Source organism: Streptomyces sp. NPDC041124, from assembly GCF_055592385.1.
In genome coordinates this window covers 337379-354605 of record NZ_JBVIYR010000010.1, presented here as the reverse complement: position 1 = coordinate 354605, position 17227 = coordinate 337379, and the positions used below count along the sequence as shown (strand labels likewise).

Below are 17227 nucleotides of genomic sequence, written 5' to 3'. Positions count from 1 at the left end.
GGAAACTCCGCTGTAGCACCAACCGAGTCACCGCCATCGTGAAGACGATCCCCGCCCTTCGTCACGCCTCAACCTGAGGTTGGAAAAGGCTCACTACCTCCTTGCGTGACGCCTCCCCGTCAATACCGGTCAGGAGTGGACGAAAGGCAACGCCTTGTCAATCCGCCTAATCAGATTGAGCATCGGTTCGGGCGAAGCCATCCGGCAATGATCGAGTCATGCCGCTGTGCCGGGTTCGATGGGATGGTTGTGCAGCGACATCCCGGACGGGGTCTGACTCGTGAGATCTATGACCGAAGTGTCCAGTCACGGACCTGTCGACTGTCGTCGCGGGATGCTGCCTGCCACCGAGCCACAGGGCGTGTCCCAATAGGGGCCTTGCCACGATCAGGCGCCATCACGGTTTAGACCGCCCGAGCAGGCCGGTGCCATCCACCCAGCCAGCACGTCATCACGTGGGAGGACGACCACCATGAAGACCCGACAATGCAGCACCTCCTCGAGCACGGATCCTCTCGTTCGGCGCGAGGTCGTCCTGGGCGTGGACACGCACGGCGAGGTGCATGTCGCCGCCGTGATCTCCCCGCTCGGGAAGGTCCTGGGAACCGAGTCCTTTCCCGCGACTGCGGCCGGCTACCGACAACTGCTTGTCTGGGCCCGGAAGCGGGGGACGGTGCGCCGGGCCGGCGTGGAGGGCACCGGCACCTTCGGCGCGGGCCCGTCCCGTTATCTGCTCGCTCAGCAGATTCAGGTGTTCGAAGTGAACCGGCCCGACCGCTCGGCCCGCCGGCTGCTCGGCAAGTCGGACCCGCTCGATGCCCAGGCCGCAGCGCGAGCCGTGCTCAGCGGTCGCGCCCGAGCCCGGGCGAAATCCGGCGACGATCCGGTGCACAGCGCCCGGATCTACAAACTCGCCAAGGACTCCGCGGTCAAGGCCCGCACCCAGGCGATCAACCAGCTCAAGGCCGTCCTGGTCATCGCCGACCCCGCCCTGCGGGAACGCATGTCGAGCCTCGGCAACGCCGAGCTGTTCCGCACCTGTGCGCGCCTCGGCCCGCACGACGGTGGTGGGGGAGACGAGGACGCGGTGGCCCAGGCCACCCACATGACATTACGCATGCTCGCCGAACGCATCGAGCAGCTCACCGGACAGATCAATGAGCTGAACCAGCGACTGACCCGGCTCGTCGAACGCCACGCGCCGCAACTGCTCGTACCGGTGGGCATCGGTCCGGACAGCGCCGTCACCCTGCTGATCACCATGGGAGACAACCCGGAGCGGCTCAACACCGAGGGGTCCTTTGCTGCCCTTTGCGGAGTCAGCCCCATCGAGTACTCCTCCGGCCGGCGGAGCACGCGCCGGCTCAACCACGGCGGCGACCGGCAGGCCAACGCCGCCCTGCACCGCATCGTCTTCACCCGCCTGCGTCACGACCCACGCACCCAGGAGTACTACGAACGCCGCACCCAGGAGGGCAAGACCCGACGTGAAATCATCCGATGCCTCAAGCGATACGCAGCCCGCGAGGTCTTCAACCTGGTCAGACCGGCTTCCCGCACCCCTGCGTTATAGGGGCGTCCGTGAGACGTGAGAGGGTCTGGGGCGTGAGCGAGACACCACCCAACACCCTGCAATACCGCTTTGACGGGCCAGAAGACGCTCCGGTCCTGATCCTGGGTCCCTCACTGGGTACCACATGGCACATGTGGGACCGGCAGGTTCCCGAGCTGACGAAGCAGTGGCGTGTGTTCCGGTTCGACATGCCGGGACACGGAGGCGCCCCCGCCCATCCCGCGGGCTCCGTCGCCGATCTCACCGCGCGGCTGCTCGCCACCCTCGACAGCCTCGGCGTCCAGCGTTTCGGTTACGCGGGCTGCGCGCTCGGCGGCGCGATCGGCATCGAGCTGGCGCTGCGCCGCCCCGAGCGGCTCGCGTCGCTCGCGGTGATCGCCGCCTCGCCCCGCTTCGGCACGGCGGACGAGTTCCGCCGCCGTGGGGTGATCGTGCGGACCAACGGACTGGACCCGATCGCCCGTTCCGCGCCCGAACGCTGGTTCACCGGCGGTTTCGCCGCCGCCCAGCCCGCGATCACCGAGTGGGCCGTGCAGATGGTGCGCACCACCGACCCCGGCTGCTACATCGCCGCCTGCGAGGCGCTCGCCTCGTTCGACGTGCGTGCCGAGCTCGGCAGCGTCGGCGTGCCGACCCTGGTGCTGGTCGGCTCCGAGGACCAGGTCACCGGCCCCGCCGAGGCCCGCACCCTGGTCGCCGGCGTACCGGACGCCCGGCTCGCCGTCGTGCCCGGCGCGTCCCACCTGGTGCCGGTGGAGCAGCCGGCCGCCGTCACCGACCTGCTGGTGCGGCACTTCTCCACCGCCTGGCAGCCCGCCTTCGAGTCCGCCACCGGTCAGACCGCGCTGCCCGCGGCGGCGGCGCTCGCGGTGCCCGGGCAGCCCGTCCTGGCCGTCGCCCCCGCGCAGCCGGCCCCCGTCGCCGAGATCGCCCCGGCGGCGGTGCCGCAGCAGCCGCACGGCAGACCCGACCGGTACGACAGCGGGATCAAGGTCCGCCGGGAGGTGCTGGGCGACGCGCACGTCGACCAGGTGCTGGCGCAGACCGACGAGTTCTCCGGCGACTTCCAGGAACTCCTCACCCGTTACGCATGGGGCGAGGTGTGGGACCGTCCGGGGCTCGACCGGCGCACCCGCAGCTGTGTCACCCTCACCGCCCTCGTCGCCGGCGGCCACGTGGAGGAGCTGCCCGTTCACATCCGGGCCGCCCTGCGCAACGGGCTCACCCCGGCCGAGATCAAGGAGGTGCTGCTCCAGACCGCCGTCTACTGCGGCGTCCCGGCGGCGAACCGGGCCTTCCGGGTGGCGCAGCAGGTCGTCCGCGAGGAGACCACGCCCCAGGAGTGAGCCGGGCCGCCGCGCGCGGGGGCAGGATGGAAGCATGAAGCTCACGAAGAAGTCGCACTCCTGCGTCCGGCTGGAGAAGGACGGCCGCGTCCTCGTCGTGGACCCCGGAGGGTTCAGCGAGGAGGACGCCGCCGTCGGCGCGGACGCCGTCCTGGTCACGCACGAGCACCCCGACCACTTCGACGAAGGCCGGCTGCGGGCGGCGCTGGAGGCGAATCCCGCGGCCGCGATCTGGACGCTGAAGTCCGTCGCGGACCGGATCTCGGCGGCGTTCCCGGGCCGCGTGCACACCGTCGGGCACGGCGACACCTTCACGGCCGCCGGCTTCGACATCGAGGTCCACGGCGAACTGCACGCGGTGATCCACCCGGACATCCCGCGCGTCACCAACGTCGGTTACCTCGTCGACGGCGGGACGCTGTTCCACCCCGGTGACGCGCTGACCGTCCCCGGACGTCCCGTGGAGACGCTGATGCTGCCCGTCATGGCCCCCTGGAACAAGATCTCCGAGGTCATCGACTACGTCCGCGAGGTGAAGCCGCTGCGCGCCTACGACATCCACGACGCCTTGCTCACCGACCTGGCCCGCCCGATCTACGACCGTCAGATCGGCGCCCTCGGCGGTGCGGAGCACCTGCGGCTCGCCCCGGGCGGTGTGGCCGAGCTGTGACCCGGAGGGCGGAGGGGCCGGACGTTGTCGGACCCTCCGGGTAGGTTGGGGGACATGCGCATCGCCACCTGGAACGTGAATTCGATCACCGCCCGTCTGCCGAGGCTCCTGGCCTGGCTCGAGAGCAGCGGCACGGACGTGCTGTGCCTCCAGGAGGCCAAGGTCGCCGAGGCCCAGTTCCCGGTGGAGCAGTTGCGTGAGCTGGGCTACGAGTCGGCGGTGCACGCCACCGGCCGGTGGAACGGCGTGGCGGTGCTCTCGAAGGTCGGCTTGGAGGACGTCGTCAAGGGACTGCCGGGCGACCCCGGCTACGACGGCTCCACAGAGCCCCGCGCCGTCGCGGCGACCTGCGGCTCCCTCCGCGTCTGGTCGGTCTACGTGCCGAACGGGCGCGAGGTGGACCACCCCCACTACGCGTACAAGCTCCAGTGGCTCGAAGCGCTGAAGGCGGCCGTGGCCGGCGACGCGGCCGGGGGTCGCCCGTTCGCGGTCCTGGGGGACTACAACATCGCCCCGACCGACGACGACGTCTACGACCGGGCCGCGTTCGAGGGCTCCACCCACGTCACTCCCGCCGAGCGGGCCGCCCTCGCCTCCCTGCGCGAGGCCGGCCTGTCGGACGTCGTGCCGCGCCCCCTCAAGTACGAGCACCCGTACACGTACTGGGACTACCGCCAGCTCTGCTTCCCCAAGAACCGGGGCATGCGCATCGACCTGGTCTACGGCAACGAGCCGTTCGCGAAGGCGGTCACCGACTCCTACGTCGACCGTGAGGAGCGCAAGGGCAAGGGCGCCTCGGACCACGCGCCGGTCGTGGTGGACCTCGACGTGTGACGGAGTGGACCTCGACGTGTGACGGAGCGCCGACGGCCGGCGACCGGCCCCCGCGCGCCTGTGGTGCACGCGGCGGTACGAATGACAGGCTGGAGGTATGAATATCCCTTTCCTGGGCAACAGGCGCCGGAAGGGCGGGGTTCCCGGTCCCGAGGGCATCGCCGAACTCCTCGCCGAATGCGAGCTGTTGCGCTCCCAGGCGTACCGGGCGGGGATCCGACTGGACGATTCCCCGGCCTCGTTGGGGGCGCTGGACCAACTCGTGCCGGGCTGGCGGGACGACGAGGAGCGGTCGGCCTGGCTGGGCAATGACGCGGGGCTCTACCTCGGCACCGTCATCGTGCGCACCGTGCCGGGGGCCGCCTGGGAGATCCGCGGCGACGGTCAGCCGGTCGTACGGCTCGTCTCCGGCCGGGAGTTCGACGTCGTGGACTCGGGACACCAGTGGGCGGCGAGCGGAGTGCCCGAGCTGTCCCAGCTCTACGCGGAGGTCGCGGAGGACTGAACGCGCGGCCGGCCGGCCCGTGACCGGTCCGTCGCAACGCCGGCCGCGCACACGGCTGATGGCGGCCGGATGCGCGCCGTCCCCGTCGCGCTCCCCGCCCCCGTCGCGGTGACCGCCACCGGCCGGGACACGCCGGGGACGGTATGGTCACCGATCCGTGGACGGCGACGCACCGTCCGGAGGCCGTGCGCCACGCCCGGCGGGTTCCCCGGCGCACCGGGCGGCGGCCGGGCCGGGAAGTTCCCGTCGAACGGCCCCCGGACACCGGGCGGGGAACGCGCCGGGACCCGTTCGCACGGACCTGGACTACGATGTTTCCTCCGTCCTCTCCAGGGAGGGGACTTCGCGCGGCAGGAGCGCGGACGCCGTCGCCGGGAGGGTCCACCGCGGACCCCGCCCGTGGGGCGGCGGTCACATCGGCCGGACCCGTCCGGCGGCAGCCGGAGATCACTGTCCGGGCGGCGAACCGTCACACACGACGGATCGTCCGCCCACGGGCAGAAGGTCAGCTGCGCGCCGGGCGGGGGTGCCTGCCCGTCTCACTCCGCCCGGTGCGTCGCGCGCGGCGAGGGAGCGGCGAGCGGCGCCCGCGCCTGCCGGGTCACGTCGCCGACCAGTTCGACCACATCGGGCCCGTAGGCCTGCGAGTTGATCACCTTCAGCAGCAGGACGAAGGAGTTCGACCCGTGCTTGCGGGCCAGCCGTTCGTGGTTGCGGGCCAGATAGCGGGTGGCCGCCTGGTTGGTGATCGCACGCTGGCCGCAGAACAGGAACACCGGCCGCGCCTCGTGCTGTTCGCCGGCGGTCAGCCGGGCCAGCAGGACGTACTCGGTGACGCCCGGGTCCATGCGGTAGCGGTCGGGGCCTATCTGGAAGGCACCCCGGTCCGGGCCCGGCTCCGGGTCGATGTTGACCCGCACCCCGGGCAGCATCGCCGCCATGTGGGCCACCATCCGCCGGTTCGAACCGGGGCCGCCCACGCAGAACTCGGTCCGCTCGCCGAACCCCTGGTGCGCCGCGTCCTGCGTGACCATCTGGACGTGCGCCCCGCAGTCCTTGATCAGCGCGGAGAGCTCGAGCAGCGCGAACACGTCGAAGCGGTGCACCGCGGGTTCCGCCGCCGCCGGGTCGCGGTTGACGACGAGCAGCGACTCGGAGTTCTCCGGCAGGCCGAAGAACGCCTGCTTGCGCCTGAGCTTGCGCTTCCACAGGTAGGTACGGGCGATCCAGCCCAGCGCGGCACTGATGCCCGCGGCCACCACGCCCAGAACGATGTTGCGTACGTCGTCGGTCATGGGCGCGCATGCTAGCGGTCCGGCGCAAACCCGTGTTCGACACACGGGTGGCGGACCCGCCCCCGACACCCGGCACGGCACACCCAGGACCTACCTGACGCGAGCATGGCGGCGAACTAAGCTGCGCGGACGGCCCTTTACCGGAGGTGCGGATGCGTCGTCCCGTGGCACGGAAACTCGCAGTCCTGGCGGCCGGTGCCGCCGTGGTGTCGGTGGGGGCCTTCGCGCCGCCCGCCGAGCACGACAGGCCCGCCCGGCCTGCCCCGCACGCCCCCAAGGTCCCGGTGGCCGTCGGCCACGGGGGCGCCGTCTCCAGCGTCGACGCCGACGCCTCGGCCGCCGGGATCGAGGTGCTGCGCAAGGGCGGCAACGCCGTCGACGCGGCCGTCGCCACGGCCGCCGCGCTCGGCGTCACCGAGCCCTACTCGGCCGGCATCGGCGGGGGCGGCTACTTCGTCCACTACGACGCCCGCTCCCGCACCGTGCACACCCTCGACGGCCGGGAGACCGCCCCGCTGACCGCCGACTCCGGTCTGTTCCTGGAGAGCGGCGAGCCGATCCCGTTCGCCGAAGCCGTCACCAGCGGTCTCTCGGTGGGCACCCCCGGCACGCCCGCCACCTGGCAGCGGGCGCTCGACAGATGGGGCAAGCGCGGTCTGAGCACGGTCCTGGAGCCCGCCGAACGCCTCGCCCGCGAGGGCTTCACGGTCGACGACACCTTCCGCGCGCAGACAGCCGCCAACGAGGCGCGCTTCCGTCACTTCCCCGACACCGCCGAGCTGTTCCTCCCCGGCGGTGAACTCCCGGTCGTCGGATCCACCTTCAAGAACCCCGACCTGGCCGGCACCTACCGGGAGCTGCGCCGCGAGGGCGTCGACGCCCTGTACCGGGGCGCCATCGGCCGGGACGTCGTCGACACGGTCAACGAGCCGCCCGTGGACCCCGGCTCCGGCTGGAACGCCCGCCCGGGCGACCTGTCCGCGCGCGACCTCGCCGCCTACCGTGTCAGGTCCCAGGCGCCCACCAAGACGTCCTACCGGGGCCTGGACGTCTACTCCATGGCGCCCTCCTCCTCCGGCGGTACGACGGTCGGCGAGGCCCTCAACATCCTGGAACGCACCGACCTGTCCCGGGCCGGTGACGTGCGGTACCTGCACCGCCTCATCGAGGCGAGCCGCGTCGCCTTCGCCGACCGGGGGCGCTGGGTCGGCGACCCCGCCTTCGAGGACGTACCGACGAAGGAACTGCTCTCCCAGCGGTTCGCCGACGCGCGCGCGTGCCTCATCGAGGACGACGCCGTCCTCACCAGTCCCCTCGCCCCCGGCGATCCCCGTGACCCGGAGCCCTGCGCCACCGGCGGCACGGCCGCGCCGACGACGTACGAGGGCGAGAGCACCACGCACCTCACCACCGCCGACCGGTGGGGCAACGTCGTCGCCTACACCCTCACCATCGAGCAGACCGGCGGCAGCGGCATCACCGTGCCCGGCCGCGGCTTCCTGCTCAACAACGAGCTGACGGACTTCTCCTTCGCCCCGGCGAACCCGGCGGTGCACGACCCGAACCTGCCCGGCCCCGGCAAGCGGCCCCGGTCGTCGATGGCGCCGACGATCGTGCTCGACCGGTACGACAGGCCGGTGGTGGCGCTCGGTTCGCCCGGCGGCTCCACCATCATCACCACCGTGCTGGGGACCCTCACCGGCTTCCTCGACCGCGGACTGTCCCTGCCCGACGCGATCGCCGCGCCGCGCGCCAGCCAGCGCAACACCGCGCAGACCGACCTCGAACCCGGCCTGTACGACAGTGAGGTGCGAAGGAGTCTGGAAGCGATCGGGCACTCCTTCCGGGAGAACCCGGAGATCGGCGCCACCACCGCCGTCCAGCGGCTGCCGGACGGCACGTGGCTCGCGGCGGCCGAGAAGGTCCGCAGGGGAGGGGGCTCGGCGATGGTGGTCCGTCCCGCACGCTAGCCCCGCGCGGGGCGCCCCCACCCGGGAGGCGCCCCGCGCGTACGGCTCACAGCTCGGGCGCCGACGTCTCCTGCGTACGGAACGTCAGGCGCCCGTCTTGCGCGTCCACCGTCACCCGGCCGCCGTCCCGGACGCGGCCGTCCAGCAGCAGCCGCGAGAGCTGGTTGTCGACCTCCCGCTGGATGGTGCGGCGCAGCGGCCGGGCGCCGTACTCGGGCTGGTAGCCGCGCTCGGCCAGCCAGTCCACGGCCGCGTCGGTGAAGTCGATCGCGATGTTCTGCCCCTTGAGCCCGCGCCGGGTGCCCTCCAGCAGCAGATCGGTGATCCTCCGCAGCTCCTGTGAGGAAAGCTGCCGGAACACCACGATCTCGTCGATGCGGTTCAGGAACTCCGGCCGGAAGTGCTCCCGCAGCGGCCGCAGGATCTGCTCGCGCCGCGCCTCCTCGTCGGCGTCCGCCCCGCCGGACGCGAAACCGAGGGTGGCGCCGCGCCGGGTGATCGCCTCGGAGCCGAGGTTGCTGGTCATCACGATGACCGTGTTGGTGAAGTCCACCGTGCGGCCCTGCGAGTCGGTCAGCCGCCCGTCGTCCAGCACCTGCAGGAGGATGTTGAACACGTCCGGGTGGGCCTTCTCCACCTCGTCCAGCAGCAGCAGCGAGTACGGGTGCCGGCGCACCACCTCGGTCAGCTGACCTGCCTCCTCGTGCCCCACGTAGCCGGGCGGGGCGCCCACCAGCCGGCTGACCGTGTGCCGCTCCTGGTACTCGCTCATGTCGAGCCGCACCATCCGGTCCTCGCTGCCGAACAGCGCCTCGGCGAGCGCCCGCGCCAGCTCCGTCTTGCCGACGCCCGTCGGCCCGAGGAACAGGAAGCTGCCGATGGGCCGGTCGGGGCTGGCGAGCCCCGCGCGGGAGCGCAGCACGGCGTCGGAGACGACCCGCACCGCCTCCTCCTGGCCGACGACCCGCTGGTGCAGGTGCTGTTCCAGACCCAGCAGCCGGTCCTTCTCCTCCTCGGTGAGGCGGCTGACCGGGATGCCGGTCTGCCGGGCCACCACCTCGGCGATCGCCTCGGCGTCCACCCACAGGCTCTGTCCCTCGTCGACCTCGTCCTCACCACCGGCCTGGACGATCCGCTCCTTCAGCTCCCCGATGCGGTCCCGCAGACGCATGGCCTGCTCGTACTGCTCGTCGGCGACCGCCTGGTCCTTGTCGCAGGTCAGCTGTTCGACCTCGCGCTCCATGGCCCGTACGTCCGTGCCCTTGGTCCGGGCCCGCAGCCGCACCCGGGCGCCCGCCTGGTCGATGAGGTCGATGGCCTTGTCCGGCAGCCGCCGGTCGCTCAGATAGCGGTCGGACAGCTCCACGGCCGCCACCAGCGCCTCGTCGGTGTAGCGCACCTGGTGGTGGGCCTCGTAGCGGTCCCGCAGCCCGCGCAGGATCTCGATCGCGTCCGCGGAGGTCGGCTCCGGCACCATGATCGGCTGGAAGCGGCGGGCCAGCGCGGCGTCCTTCTCGATGCGGCGGTACTCCTCCAGCGTGGTCGCCCCGACGACGTGCAGCTCGCCGCGGGCCAGGGCCGGTTTGAGGATGTTGCCGGCGTCCATCGAACCGCCCTCGCCGCCGCCACCGGCGCCGACGACCGTGTGCAGTTCGTCGATGAAGACGATCAGCTGGTCGGAGTGGGAGCGGATCTCCTCGACGATGGTGTTCATCCGCTCCTCGAAGTCGCCCCGGTAGCGGGTTCCGGCCACGACCGCGGTGAGGTCGAGGGCGACCACGCGCCGGCCGAGGAGCACGTCGGGCACGTCCCCCTCGGTGATCCGCTGGGCCAGCCCTTCGACGACCGCGGTCTTGCCGACGCCCGCGTCACCGATCAGCACCGGGTTGTTCTTGCCGCGCCGGGAGAGCACCTCGACGGTCTGCTCGATCTCGTCCTCCCGTCCGATCACCGGGTCGATGCGGCCCTCGCGGGCCATCGAGGTCAGGTCACGGCCGTACTTGTCCACGGTCGGGGTGCCCGTGGCGGGGCGGGGGCGCTCGGCCCGCGGCTGCTGGGTCTCCGGTGCCTCGGGCGGGGGAGCGGGGGCGTAGCGGGCCGCGTGCAGTATGTGTCCGGCGGCCGAGTCCGGGTTGGCGGCGAGGGCGCTGAGCACGTGCTCCGGGCCGATGTAGCCGACACCGCTCGCCCGGGCCATCTCGTGCGCGTCCAGGAGCGCGCGCTTGACGGCGGGGGTGAGGGACAGCGAGGTCGGCGGCGGGGCGTCGCCCGGGGCGTGCTGGACGGGGCCCGACCGGTCGTCGATCTCGGACGCCAGCGAGTCCGGGTCGGCGCCCGCCCTGCTGAGCAGACTCCGGGTCGGCTCGGCCGAGAGGGCGGCGCGCAGCAGGTGCTGGGTGTCCAGGTCACGGCTGCCGTGCTCGGCGGCGTACTGGGCGGCGCCGCGCACCAGTTCCCGTGCGGGCTGGCTGAGGAGCCTGCCGATGTCGATCTGGCGGGGGCGCTGTCCGCCGAAGAAGCGGGCGAGGAATTCTGCGAACGGGTCACCCTCCGGGCCGACGAAACCACTCGTCATCGTCATCCGTTCCTTCGCTGGGTCGACGTGCCGGGGCCGGGTAACCCGGCCGGGGCTCGCTCATGCCCACGATGACACGATCCGTCGGGGCGGGCATGTTCGCCGGCGCGGGCACGGCGATGGTGCGCACCCCCTTGACCCCCGAAGAGCGCGAACGCGGCGAGCGGCTCGGCCGGCTGCTGCGCGAGGCGCGCGGCAGCCGCAGCATGACCGAGGTGGCGGCGGGCGCCGGCCTCTCCGCGGAGACCCTCCGCAAGATCGAGACGGGCCGGGCCCCGACCCCCGCGTTCTTCACGGTGGCCGCCCTGGCGGCCGAGCTCGGCCTGTCCATGGACGCACTGGTGGGCCGCTGCGCGCCGCCGAGCGCGTCGATCGCCGCCTGAGCCGGGCGGCCTCCCGCCGCCTGAGCCGGGCCGCATCCCGCCGGAAAACTCTCCGTAGCGCCGCCGTAACACGACGGGTGTTACCTACGGATCCGAGTACTCCGGATCTGGCGGGAGTTGGGTATGAAGGCGGAGCAACTCCCGGACGAGATGCGGCAGTTCGCGGACTATCTGCGGTCTCTGCTGGCGCGGGTCGACCGGTACGGCGGCTGGTGTCCGGTGTTCCGGCAGCGGGACCCCGACGGCATGCGGGCCTGCGTCGAGGGGCGTGAACCGCCGCCCTGGGACGTGGTGGAGTCCCTGCTCCACGACCTCGCCGCCGCACACGGTCCGGCGGTCGCCGAGGCCGAGCTGCCGACGGCCCGCTCCCTGCACACGGCCGCGCTGGCCGCCCGCGACGCCCGGCCCGGCGCGCGGGAGGCCCTGAACGGCCGGCTGGACGCCGTGCTGCGCGAGCAGCGGTACGCGGCGCAGCGCAGGACGCGACTCGCCCGCCAGCTCGCCGCCGCCACCTTTGAGGAGGCCCGCGCCCTGCGCACCGACCTGGCCTGGGCCGACGACGACCACCGGCGCGCGGTGGCCCGCTGCGCGGAGATCACGGCCCGCCTCCGCTCCCTCGGCCGGCACACCGCCCGGGCACAACCCTTACCCCCACCGCCCGCACCGCACGAGAGCCACCTCCGCGCCCCCGGACCCGGCCGTACGTCCGCCGCCGAACGGGACCCGGCCGGCGCACGCGGGGAGCGTCCGGCCCCCGGCGGGCGCGACGCACCGGTGTCCTCCGCCGGTCCCGGCTCGTTCCCCGCGGCGGGGCGGGACCAGATGGCGCGGGAGCGGGACGTACGGGCCTCCTCTGCCGGACCGGGCCCCTTCGGCGCGAGCGCGAAGAGCCCGCTCCCGGAGAAGGCCGGGGCTCCGGCCTCCGGCGGACCCGGTGCCCCCGCCCCCGAGCGGCCCGCGGCCCGGGCGCGCGGGCGGAGGCGAGGAGGCGCGCGGTTCGCCGGTGCGGGCGACGGGGAGGCGGAAGCCGTCGTCACGCCGCCCGTCGCCGTGCCCGCCGCCGTGTCCGCCGCTCCCGCCGCGCGCGGGGCGCGGTTCGCCGGGGCCGCCGAGAGGCCGGGCGACGGCGCGGAACCCTGGGGCGAGCGGCCCGGCGGCGCGGCCGACCGGCAGGAGGTCGGCCGTACCGTCGCCGAGCTCGCGCGGCTGCGGGGCGAGGGACGGAGCGGGGAGGCCCACGCGCTGCTGACCGAGGCCGCGGCCTCGTCCACCGTACGGTTCCCGCTGCTCGCCGACGCGATGCTGCGGGCCGGGCTCGGCGCCGACTGGACGACACTGCTGTGGGAGGCCGCAGCCGCGCTGCCCGCCGACCGGCTCGCCGCCGCCGCCGACGCCCTCACCGGGGCGGGCCGCACCGCGGACGGCGAGCAGCTCCTCAGGCACGGCGTCCTGCGCCCGGCGGACGAGATCGGGCGGGCCGCGCTCGCCCTGGACGCCCAGGCGCGGCACCGCGAGGCGCGGGCGCTGCTCGACGCCTGCGTCCGCATGCGCGCCCCGGCGGACGCGGCCCGCGTGGCCGCCGCCGATCCGCGCCGGCTCGTCCCGCTGCTCCTCGCCGTGTCCCGGGGGGTCTCCGAGACGCGGCACCGGGATCTGCTCCACGCCCTGCGCGTCGCGGGCCTCACCGTCTGACCGGGAGCCGGCGGCCCGGCCGGCTCACCCACCGGGGTGTCAAACGCGATCGACTCGCGCGGCCTCGACGACGATGGTCTTGGCAAGGTCGTCCGAGGGGCTTACGTTCGTCCCTCTACGACCCGTTTCTACGGGTGTAGAGGCGCTGACGTCGCGTCGAAGGAGCAGCTCATGACCCACGTCGTACGTGCCGCTCTGGTCCAGGCGACCTGGACCGGCGACACCGAGTCCATGCTCGCGAAACACGAGGAGCACGCCCGCGAGGCGGCCCGGCGGGGCGCGAAGGTCATCGGATTCCAGGAAGTGTTCAACGCCCCCTACTTCTGCCAGGTCCAGGACCCCGAGCACTACCGCTGGGCCGAGCCCGTGCCCGACGGCCCGACCACGCGCCGGATGCGGGAACTGGCCCGCGAGACCGGCATGGTGGTCGTCGTGCCGGTGTTCGAGGTCGAACAGCCGGGCCACTACTACAACACCGCCGCCGTGATCGACGCCGACGGAACCGTCCTCGGCAAGTACCGCAAGCACCACATCCCCCAGGTGAAGGGCTTCTGGGAGAAGTTCTACTTCCGTCCCGGCAACCTTGGCTGGCCCGTCTTCGACACGGCAGTCGGCAAGGTCGGCGTCTACATCTGCTACGACCGCCACTTCCCCGAGGGGTGGCGGCAACTCGGCCTCAACGGGGCACAGCTGGTCTACAACCCGTCCGCCACGCACCGCGGTCTGTCGTCCCACCTCTGGCGACTGGAGCAGCCCGCCGCGGCCGTCGCCAACGAGTACTTCGTCGCCGCCATCAACCGCGTGGGGGTGGAGGAGTACGGGGACAACGACTTCTACGGCACCTCGTACTTCGTCGACCCGCGCGGACAGTTCGTCGGCGACGTCGCCAGCGACAGCAAGGAGGAACTCGTGGTCCGCGACCTGGACTTCGGCCTCATCGACGACGTGCGGCAGCAGTGGGCCTTCTACCGCGACCGCCGCCCCGACGCCTACGAAGGGCTGGTACGGCCGTGACCGACGACCTGCTGGGCCGCCACCGCTCCGTGCTCCCGGACTGGCTCGCCCTCTACTACGAGCAGCCCATCGAGATCACCCACGGCGAGGGACGCCACGTCTGGGACGCCGACGGCAACCGCTACCTCGACTTCTTCGGCGGCATCCTCACCACCATGACGGCCCACGCCCTGCCCGAGGTCACCAAGGCGGTGAGCGACCAGGCCGGGCGGATCGTCCACTCCTCCACCCTCTATCTCAACCGGCCGATGGTCGAACTCGCCGAACGCATCGCCAAGCTGAGCGGCATCCCGGACGCCCGGGTGTTCTTCACCACCTCCGGCACCGAGGCCAACGACACCGCCCTGCTGCTCGCCACCACCTACCGGCGCAGCAACACGGTCCTGGCGATGCGCAACAGCTACCACGGCCGCTCCTTCAGCTCGGTCGGCATCACGGGCAACCGCGGCTGGTCCCCGACCTCGTTCTCCCCCCTGCAGACGCTCTACGTGCACGGCGGGGTGCGCACCCGGGGGCCCTTCGCCGCCCTGGACGACTACGACTACGTCGCGGCCTGCGTCGACGACCTCAAGGACCTCCTCGGACACACCCGCCCGCCCGCCGCGCTGATCGCCGAACCCATCCAGGGCGTCGGCGGCTTCACCTCGCCGCCCGACGGGCTGTACGCGGCCTTCCGCGAGGTGCTGCACGAGCGGGGCATCCTGTGGATCGCCGACGAGGTGCAGACCGGCTGGGGCCGCACCGGCGAGCACTTCTGGGGCTGGCAGGCCCACGGCCGCAGCGGCCCGCCCGACATGCTGACCTTCGCCAAGGGCATCGGCAACGGCATGTCCATCGGCGGGGTCGTCGCCCGCGCCGAGATCATGAACTGCCTGGACGCCAACAGCATCTCCACCTTCGGCGGCACGCAGATCACCATGGCCGCGGGCCTCGCCAACCTCACCTACCTGCTCGAACACGACCTGCAGGGCAACGCCCGCCGGGTCGGCGGGCTGCTCATCGAGCGGCTGCGGGCGGCCGCCGCCCAGGTCCCGGCCGTCCGGGAAGTCCGCGGACGCGGGCTGATGATCGGCATCGAGCTGACGAGACCCGGCACCGACCGGGCCGACCCCGAGGCGGCGTCCGCCGTCCTGGAGGCGGCCCGCGAAGGCGGCCTGCTCATCGGCAAGGGCGGCGGACACGACACCAGTGCCCTGCGCGTCGCCCCGCCGCTGTCCCTCAACGTCGCGGAGGCCGAGGAGGGCGCCGACATCCTCGAACGCGCCCTGCGGAGCATCCGGTAGGAGCGGAACCCGAACAGAAGGACGCTGTCATGACCACCTGGGAGCCACCGGCGCCGGCCCTCTCGGTCCGGCAGGTCCTCGCCCTGGAGCGGGTGCTCGCCGGGGAGCCCGAGGTGGTGGCCGGCGCCGGCCGGCTGGACCGGCCGGTGCGCTGGGTGCACGTCGCCGAGGCCGCCGACGTCGGGGTGATGCGAAGTTCTACTTCCGTCCCGGCAACAGCGGCTGGCCCGTCTTCGACACCGCGGCCGGCCGGATCGGCGTCTACATCTGCTACGACCGCCACTTCCCCGAGGGCTGGCGCGCGCTCGGCCTCGCGGGAGCCGAGATCGTCTTCAACCCCTCGGCCACCTCACGCGGCCTGTCCGGCTACCTCTGGCAGCTGGAACAGCCCGCGGCGGCCGTCGCCAACGAGTACTTCGTCGGCGCCGTCAACCGGGTGGGCGTCGAGGAGTACGGCGACAACGACTTCTACGGCACGAGTTACTTCGTCGACCCCGAGGCCCGGTTCGCCGGCGAACCGGCGAGCGACAAGGAGACCGAACTCGTCGTCCGCGACCTGGACCTGGCGAAGCTCAGGGACGTACGCGACCGCTGGCAGTTCTACCGCGACCGCGCGCCCGGCGCGTACGGGCCGCTGACCGCACCCTGACAGCACCGACCACGCGAGGAGAGGGAGCACCATGAGCAGCCGTACCGTCATCCGCGGCGGCCTCGTCATCACCGCCTCCGACGAGATCCACGCCGACGTCCTGATCGAGGACGGCCGCATCGCCGCCCTCGCCGCCTCCGGCACCCCCGCCGCACAGGCGTTCACCGCCGGCCGCACCCTCGACGCCACCGGGAAGTACGTCATCCCGGGCGGTGTCGACGCACACACCCACATGGAGCTGCCGTTCGGCGGCACCTTCGCCTCCGACACCTTCGAGACGGGCACCCGGGCCGCCGCCTGGGGCGGCACCACCACCATCGTCGACTTCGCCGTGCAGAGCGTGGGCCACACCCTGCGCGAAGGACTCGACGCCTGGCACGCCAAGGCCGAGGGCAACTGCGCCGTCGACTACGGCTTCCACATGATCGTCTCGGACGTCAACGCCGGGACGCTCAAGGAGATGGACCACCTCGTGGAGGAGGGAGTCACCTCCTTCAAGCAGTTCATGGCCTACCCGGGCGTCTTCTACTCCGACGACGGCCAGATCCTGCGCGCCATGCAGCGCTCCGCCGACAACGGCGGGCTGATCATGATGCACGCCGAGAACGGCATCGCCATCGACGTCCTCGTCGAACAGGCCCTCGACCGCGGGCAGACCGACCCCCGCTACCACGGCGAGGTCCGCAAGGCCCTCCTGGAGGCCGAGGCCACCCACCGCGCCATCCGGCTCGCCCAGGTCGCCGGCGCCCCGCTGTACGTCGTGCACGTCTCCGCCGCCGAGGCCGTCGCCGAACTGGCCCGGGCCCGCGACGAGGGCCTGAACGTGTTCGGCGAGACCTGCCCGCAGTACCTGTTCCTGTCCACCGACAACCTCGCCGAACCGGACTTCGAGGGCGCCAAGTACGTGTGCAGCACCCCGCTCAGGCCGAAGGAGCACCAGGCCGCGCTCTGGCGGGGCCTGCGCACCAACGACCTCCAGGTGGTCTCCACCGACCACTGCCCCTTCTGCTTCACCGGCCAGAAGGACCTCGGCCGCGGCGACTTCTCCAAGATCCCCAACGGTCTCCCGGGCGTGGAGAACCGCATGGACCTGCTCCACCAGGCCGTCGTCGACGGGCACATCTCCCGCCGCCGCTGGATCGAGATCGCCTGCGCCACCCCGGCCCGCATGTTCGGCCTCTATCCGCGCAAGGGCACCCTCGCACCGGGCGCGGACGCCGACGTCGTGATCTACGACCCGGCCGCCGAGCAGGTCATCTCCGCCGACACCCACCACATGAACGTCGACTACTCCGCCTACGAGGGCGAACGGGTCACCGGCCGCGTCGAGACGGTCCTCTCGCGCGGGGTCCCCGTCATCACCGACCGGCAGTACACCGGACGCGCCGGACACGGCGTCTACACCCCGCGTGCCACCTGCCAGTACCTCACCTAGGAG

At 72.6% G+C, this 17227-nt stretch carries 13 protein-coding genes and 2 pseudogenes; 13 read left to right on the top strand and 2 right to left on the bottom strand.

Annotated elements, in window-relative coordinates; genetic code table 11:
• Positions 1-472: 472 nt before the first annotated feature.
• The 5 genes from ACZ6A9_RS26670 to ACZ6A9_RS26650 all read left to right on the top strand — a co-directional run bounded on the left by ACZ6A9_RS26670 (position 473) and on the right by ACZ6A9_RS26650 (position 4928).
• Entirely contained in the window at positions 473-1573 is a 1101-nt protein-coding gene (locus ACZ6A9_RS26670; protein WP_468989974.1) for an IS110 family RNA-guided transposase, read from the top strand.
• Between the two features lie 32 nt (positions 1574-1605).
• On the top strand, positions 1606-2919 hold the full coding sequence (gene pcaDC, locus ACZ6A9_RS26665) for a bifunctional 3-oxoadipate enol-lactonase/4-carboxymuconolactone decarboxylase PcaDC (protein WP_468989971.1): 1314 nt from the start codon (positions 1606-1608) through the stop codon (positions 2917-2919).
• Positions 2920-2953: 34 nt separating this feature from the next.
• Positions 2954-3589 carry an MBL fold metallo-hydrolase gene (locus ACZ6A9_RS26660; RefSeq protein ID WP_468989969.1) on the top strand — a complete coding sequence of 212 codons (636 nt, stop codon included), beginning with the start codon at positions 2954-2956 and terminating at the stop codon, positions 3587-3589.
• Positions 3590-3643: 54 nt separating this feature from the next.
• Positions 3644-4423, top strand: coding sequence for an exodeoxyribonuclease III (locus ACZ6A9_RS26655; protein ID WP_468989965.1), 780 nt, complete (start codon positions 3644-3646; stop codon positions 4421-4423).
• 97 nt (positions 4424-4520) lie between these two features.
• Positions 4521-4928 carry a DUF6278 family protein gene (locus tag ACZ6A9_RS26650; RefSeq protein ID WP_468989963.1) on the top strand — a complete coding sequence of 136 codons (408 nt, stop codon included), beginning with the start codon at positions 4521-4523 and terminating at the stop codon, positions 4926-4928.
• Between the two features lie 539 nt (positions 4929-5467).
• Here the strand turns inward: ACZ6A9_RS26650 and ACZ6A9_RS26645 are convergent.
• Positions 5468-6223 (bottom strand): hypothetical protein, encoded by a 756-nt coding sequence (locus ACZ6A9_RS26645; RefSeq protein WP_468989960.1) that lies wholly within the window; start codon positions 6221-6223, stop codon positions 5468-5470.
• A gap of 152 nt (positions 6224-6375) precedes the next feature.
• Between ACZ6A9_RS26645 and ggt the strand changes: the two genes are divergently transcribed.
• A complete protein-coding gene (gene ggt / locus ACZ6A9_RS26640; RefSeq protein ID WP_468989958.1) occupies positions 6376-8193 on the top strand; it encodes a gamma-glutamyltransferase in 1818 nt (605 codons plus the stop codon).
• Between the two features lie 46 nt (positions 8194-8239).
• On the opposite strand, the gene ACZ6A9_RS26635 is transcribed toward ggt, so the two are convergent.
• Positions 8240-10768 (bottom strand): ATP-dependent Clp protease ATP-binding subunit, encoded by a 2529-nt coding sequence (locus tag ACZ6A9_RS26635; RefSeq protein WP_468990000.1) that lies wholly within the window; start codon positions 10766-10768, stop codon positions 8240-8242.
• Between the two features lie 119 nt (positions 10769-10887).
• Here ACZ6A9_RS26635 and ACZ6A9_RS26630 point away from each other — a divergent pair, with 119 nt between their 5' ends.
• The 7 genes and pseudogenes from ACZ6A9_RS26630 to hydA all read left to right on the top strand — a co-directional run bounded on the left by ACZ6A9_RS26630 (position 10888) and on the right by hydA (position 17224).
• On the top strand, positions 10888-11151 hold the full coding sequence (locus ACZ6A9_RS26630) for a helix-turn-helix domain-containing protein (protein WP_468989997.1): 264 nt from the start codon (positions 10888-10890) through the stop codon (positions 11149-11151).
• Between the two features lie 123 nt (positions 11152-11274).
• The gene (locus tag ACZ6A9_RS26625) at positions 11275-12843 is read left to right on the top strand and encodes a hypothetical protein (protein WP_468989956.1); all 1569 of its coding nucleotides are present in this window, start codon (positions 11275-11277) and stop codon (positions 12841-12843) included.
• Positions 12844-13014: 171 nt separating this feature from the next.
• Positions 13015-13857: a nitrilase-related carbon-nitrogen hydrolase gene (locus ACZ6A9_RS26620; RefSeq protein WP_468989953.1), complete on the top strand. Its 843-nt coding sequence runs from the start codon at positions 13015-13017 to the stop codon at positions 13855-13857.
• On the top strand, positions 13854-15140 hold the full coding sequence (locus tag ACZ6A9_RS26615; RefSeq protein WP_468989951.1) for an aspartate aminotransferase family protein: 1287 nt from the start codon (positions 13854-13856) through the stop codon (positions 15138-15140). Before ACZ6A9_RS26620 ends, ACZ6A9_RS26615 begins: the two co-directional genes overlap by 4 nt.
• Positions 15141-15169: 29 nt before the next feature.
• Positions 15170-15358: pseudogene (locus tag ACZ6A9_RS26610) on the top strand (PucR family transcriptional regulator ligand-binding domain-containing protein); the annotation flags it as partial.
• Positions 15334-15789, top strand: a pseudogene (locus ACZ6A9_RS26605) (nitrilase-related carbon-nitrogen hydrolase); the annotation flags it as partial. The pseudogenes ACZ6A9_RS26610 and ACZ6A9_RS26605, both read left to right, overlap by 25 nt.
• 31 nt (positions 15790-15820) lie before the next feature.
• Entirely contained in the window at positions 15821-17224 is a 1404-nt protein-coding gene (hydA, locus tag ACZ6A9_RS26600) for a dihydropyrimidinase (protein ID WP_468989948.1), read from the top strand.
• Positions 17225-17227: the final 3 nt, after the last annotated feature.

Bases quoted from the DNA above. Each gene is read 5' to 3' on its own strand.
- ACZ6A9_RS26670 (WP_468989974.1), top strand. From the start codon at position 473: ATGAAGACCCGACAATGCAGCACCTCCTCGAGCACGGATCCTCTCGTT.
- ACZ6A9_RS26660 (WP_468989969.1), top strand. From the start codon at position 2,954: ATGAAGCTCACGAAGAAGTCGCACTCCTGCGTCCGGCTGGAGAAGGAC.
- ACZ6A9_RS26655 (WP_468989965.1), top strand. From the start codon at position 3,644: ATGCGCATCGCCACCTGGAACGTGAATTCGATCACCGCCCGTCTGCCG.
- ACZ6A9_RS26650 (WP_468989963.1), top strand. From the start codon at position 4,521: ATGAATATCCCTTTCCTGGGCAACAGGCGCCGGAAGGGCGGGGTTCCC.
- ACZ6A9_RS26645 (WP_468989960.1), bottom strand. From the start codon at position 6,223: ATGACCGACGACGTACGCAACATCGTTCTGGGCGTGGTGGCCGCGGGC.
- ggt (WP_468989958.1), top strand. From the start codon at position 6,376: ATGCGTCGTCCCGTGGCACGGAAACTCGCAGTCCTGGCGGCCGGTGCC.
- ACZ6A9_RS26635 (WP_468990000.1), bottom strand. From the start codon at position 10,768: ATGACGAGTGGTTTCGTCGGCCCGGAGGGTGACCCGTTCGCAGAATTC.
- ACZ6A9_RS26630 (WP_468989997.1), top strand. From the start codon at position 10,888: ATGGTGCGCACCCCCTTGACCCCCGAAGAGCGCGAACGCGGCGAGCGG.
- ACZ6A9_RS26625 (WP_468989956.1), top strand. From the start codon at position 11,275: ATGAAGGCGGAGCAACTCCCGGACGAGATGCGGCAGTTCGCGGACTAT.
- ACZ6A9_RS26620 (WP_468989953.1), top strand. From the start codon at position 13,015: ATGACCCACGTCGTACGTGCCGCTCTGGTCCAGGCGACCTGGACCGGC.
- hydA (WP_468989948.1), top strand. From the start codon at position 15,821: ATGAGCAGCCGTACCGTCATCCGCGGCGGCCTCGTCATCACCGCCTCC.